This window comes from Stenotrophomonas sp. P5_A8, assembly GCF_056400545.1.
In genome coordinates this window covers 1-4140 of sequence record NZ_JBFULB010000405.1, presented here as the reverse complement: position 1 = coordinate 4140, position 4140 = coordinate 1, and the positions used below count along the sequence as shown (strand labels likewise).

Genomic DNA, 4140 nt, shown 5'->3' with positions numbered 1-4140 from the left:
CTCTCAGGTGAACCAGCGAAGGCTGATGACCCCACGAAACCGGTTCTTCTGGTGGTATTCGCTGTCCCTGCTCTTCATGGGACCTTTCGGGTTCATTGTCGGGCCGCTGATGGCCCGGCGAGGAACGCGGAAGGTAGAACGGTTTCACCCTGCAGCAGCCTGGGAGGCTCGGCAACGCGATCATGGGTTCACTTGGTGGCAGTGGTGGATCATGACGCCATTGACCGTGCTGGGCGCGTTTTGGGCGATCACGGCGCTAAGCACTCTTCCCATGATGCTTTTGGTGCTCTACGCGCAGCTTACCCAGTAGGCCCTGAAGAATGGGCGGCAACGCTACGCTCGGCAACGTGCGTCTCCCTAAAGCGTTGCTGGTATCCATCGCGCACCGTCCGCCGGACCATGGCCAGCTGCACTAGCGGCTGACCCCGGCCGACGCTCTGGAGGAGGTCCCCCCCCGAAAAGCTTAGCAAGGAAGACGATCAAGCATGCCTTTCAGCCTGCCCGGGCTCGCCCTCATCCACCCTGCCAAAGGACGAGTCCAAGTCAAACCAAATTTAGAACTGGCAAACCGCCTCCATCAAAACTCTTGCCAATGCGTCGTCTCTGCAGCGGCCAGAACTGGGTTCGGGCTTCTAGAATTAGCAGCAGGAGAAGCACCGTTGGGAAGCTTGACGCGCAGGGCGGTAGCCGCAGCACGTGCTCCACAATGTTTCGCTTCATTTCCCGCTTCTTTACTCGGAGAGCGAGGATCGCCACCAGTTTCCAGCCTAAAGACCGACACGGCATCTGCCAGCTGAACCGACTGATCTTCCATTGCACGGGCGGCTGCCGTTGCCTCCTCCACAAGCGCCGCGTTCTGCTGCGTCGTTTCGTCCATCTGCGCCACGGCTTGGTTCACCTGCTCGATCCCCGAAGCCTGCTCCTGGGACGCTGCGGAGATCTCGTCGATGATGCTCGAAACTTCCGCCACCGAGCTGACGATCTCCGTCATTGTCTGACCCGCCTGATCTGCAAGTTCAGATCCATGGGCAACCTTGGCTACCGAATCCTCGATCAAGGCCTTGACTTCTTCTGCTGCTCGGTGCGGCGCGACAGATCATCATTGCCGGACGCAATCTCCGACGAGGCGGTATTGATCGCCGAAGACGCAACTTGAATGCGCGAAACCATGCCTGTCAGCTGCGCGATGGTTGCGTTTGCGTCCTCGCTCATGGTGGCGAACACCCCTCGGAAGTCCCCTTCCATACGCTGCGTCAGGTCACCCGACGCAATTGCACGGAGCAAGTTGGAAACTGCCTCCAAACTGTGGTCCGCAGTCTCCATCAAGCGATTGAGGTCGCCCACCATGATGGCAAAGTCATGCTGAAACACGGACGAGTCGCCACGAGCCGAGAAGTCGCCGTCGGCGGCCGAAACCGCCAAGCGCTTGACCTCCGTGTTGATGGCCAGGAGGCTAGCCTTGGCTGCGTCCATGGATTCGTGAAGCAAAGCTCGCGAGCCAGGCAGTCGGCGCGCATCCCGGCGCAGGTCGCCCGCAGCGTACTCGTTGAGCACCGCAACGGCATCCAAGATGGCATTGAGGTGCTCGAATACCATGGTGTTCATGCCCTTGGCTAGTTCACCATACACCCCCGGCAGGTCTTCAGGAATACGATGCGAGATATCTTCGGATTCATGCTTCTTGATCATCACCTTGGTGTCGCTGGAGAACCGATCCAAAGTTGTGACCATCTCGCGCAGGGATACCAGCATTTGACCTGCTTCGTCCCGGCTGTAGTAGTCGGTGCGCACAGCCAGATTGCCCTTCGCGACGTTACGAATGGCCTCAAGTGCTTGACCAATTGGGCGGGTTACCGAACGGCTGATTGCCCAGCCCAGAACGCTGGCAACCACACAAAGCACCAGTACAACTACGGCGGTGATGGACATCAGCCTATCCAAGCTGGCCGCGTTCGTAGCCAGCTCGGTCTTCATTCCGTCGAGGTTGTATTCGCTGACCTTCTCCATGTTCTTGAACAAGGCGACGCGCTTGGCACGGGACTCGGTGTTGGAAATCCGCTTGGCCTCTTCGACATCGCCGGCGACCACGGCGTCGCGAAGCGTGTCATGYATGGCGAAGTATTCCGCCAACGATTGCATGACAGGGTTGAACAACGCCTCGTCTTCCTTGTTCGCGAAAGACGCCTGGTATTGAAGCACTAGCTCGTCGATCTTGGCCTTACTTGCCTTGATTCGCCCCTCATACTCTGACACCACCTGAGGGGAGGCGATTTCGTTAACTTGGGATATCTCGTAGATCCGGAGGTCGCCCAACTGCGCACGCATTTCACCTATGGCATAGTTGCCGGGCGCCCACACTGTTGCAATACGCGACAGCTCCTGCTTGGACTGGGAGGCGCGAATGACCGTAAACACGCCCAAGGCCAACGTCATGGCGGTGGTCACCGCGAAGGCCAGCATCAATTTCTGGGAAATTCTTAGATTTTTGAACCAATTCATCAAGGTTGATCCTGCTCGTTAAGTTGCGACATGCCTACCGACTTTGTTCTTTTCTGGTTTTCGGTTGAGTCGCATCCATCGCATACCAAAACCCGCTTTCACAACATCCTCCAAAGCGTTTCACCGGCCGGGAGATTGAAATTGCCGCTTGACTTCAGCCCCTGTGTTAGCCGCAGCCATCGTTCGCCGCGCGGCCAGCACACCTAAAGGGCCGCAGCGTTGGCAGACAAGTCGGTGAGGGGCCGCACTCCGAGGGGGCAATGCCAAGACCGATCGTCAAAGGCTGGGACATCCTTGGCAGCTAACGTCTCTGAGCGTCACGCCGCCCGCGCCGAACCAACTGCGCCCCAATCTCTATTACACCCTGAGCCCCTAATCTCCACTGGAGTCTGCGAAGCCCAATGCTCGCCGCATTGCATCGCCGAATAGGAGCATGCGGAAAGTCCTGATAGGAGCGGCTTTGAAGGGAGCATCGAGCAAGGCGGCGGTCTGAGAGCGGCGATTGGAAAGTAGCGGCGCCCCACGAACAATCTTAAGCCCCGAATCGAGAGATTTATCCTATCGATTTGCCTCAGCTAGCTCTTGATACAGCGGGCGCGCCTACCATATGCACTAAGAAAAGCATGTGAGCATGACCAGCCGGGTCGCATACTTCATGCTTTTGCGATAGGTACAGGCAGGAACAGGTAAAAAGTGGCGTGAGTGCGCGAGTTGGGATCGTTCGCCTGCTCGAGGGACGAGGCAGACCACGCTCCAGCGTACAGAACCTACCGTCGTCGAGTCGGCCTCGCGGTCGGCATGAGACACTACGGCATCAACGACGACCCGGTGTGAGCCCAAACGATGTCCCCTTCCATTGGCCCGAAGTCAGAAGCGCTCAGTTTTCTCTCAGCGGGAGGACAGATGGGGGAGTTCTTCCGCTCCTATGCTTGGGATCAGACGCCGATGGGTGCACCCGAGGCTTGGCCCCAGTCCCTACGAACCTCCTTGGGTTTTGTCCTCAACTCAACCCTGCTGGGTGCGGTGCTCTGGGGACCGGAGCTCCGGCTTCTTTACAACGATGCCTATCGCATGATGCTTGGGGACCGGCACCCTTGGGCGCTGGGGAGGCCCGTGAAGGAGGTATGGGGAGAAACTTACGCCCCGATTGCCGATGCGTTCGCCGAGGTCATGACCAGCGGCAAAGGGTTTGGGAGCAACGAGATCCTCCTTCCCATGACCCGGTCGGGTGTTCGCCAAACCACCTACTGGAATGCCACGGCCTCCCCGGTCTTTGGAGAAGATAGCTCCATCGTTGGGATACTGAATGTCGCCATCGAAACCAGCGATCAAGTTATCGCCAACCACACAAGAGATGCTCGTCACAAGCTGCTCAGCCGAAAGAACATCAGCCTAGCCGAGGCAATCGATTCTCGTACACTGGAGCGAGACAAAGCGATTGAAGCCAAACTCGTCGCCGCGCGTGATGCAGAACGCGTGCAGCTTGCACTGGCTGCTGGCGCCATCGTCGGGACATGGAGTTGGGACCTTACTCAAGATTGCTTCACCATCGACGAAGGATTTTCTGAAAGCTTTGGTCTTGAGAGCTTAAACCGGCTCGACGACATCCCGCTTGCTGGGATCATTTCCAATGTGCATCCC

4 protein-coding genes are annotated in these 4140 nt (G+C 58.0%); 2 read left to right on the top strand and 2 right to left on the bottom strand.

What is annotated here, in order from left to right:
* Window positions 1–25 precede the first annotated feature (25 nt).
* Window positions 26–310, top strand: a complete 285-nt coding sequence (locus tag AC1DQP_RS18755) for a hypothetical protein (protein WP_478052231.1) — start codon at window positions 26–28, stop codon at window positions 308–310.
* Window positions 311–577: 267 nt separating this feature from the next.
* Here the strand turns inward: AC1DQP_RS18755 and AC1DQP_RS18750 are convergent, their stop codons facing one another.
* Both AC1DQP_RS18750 and AC1DQP_RS18745 read right to left on the bottom strand, forming a co-directional pair.
* Window positions 578–1057, bottom strand: a complete 480-nt coding sequence (locus tag AC1DQP_RS18750; RefSeq protein ID WP_478052230.1) for a methyl-accepting chemotaxis protein — start codon at window positions 1055–1057, stop codon at window positions 578–580.
* Window positions 1054–2499, bottom strand: coding sequence for an MCP four helix bundle domain-containing protein (locus AC1DQP_RS18745; RefSeq protein WP_478052229.1), 1446 nt, complete (start codon window positions 2497–2499; stop codon window positions 1054–1056). Before AC1DQP_RS18745 ends, AC1DQP_RS18750 begins: the two co-directional genes overlap by 4 nt.
* 903 nt (window positions 2500–3402) lie before the next feature.
* On the opposite strand from AC1DQP_RS18745, the gene AC1DQP_RS18740 reads away from it, so the two are divergent.
* The coding region (locus tag AC1DQP_RS18740; protein ID WP_478052228.1) for a PAS domain-containing protein at window positions 3403–4140 on the top strand (738 nt) is incomplete at its 3' end.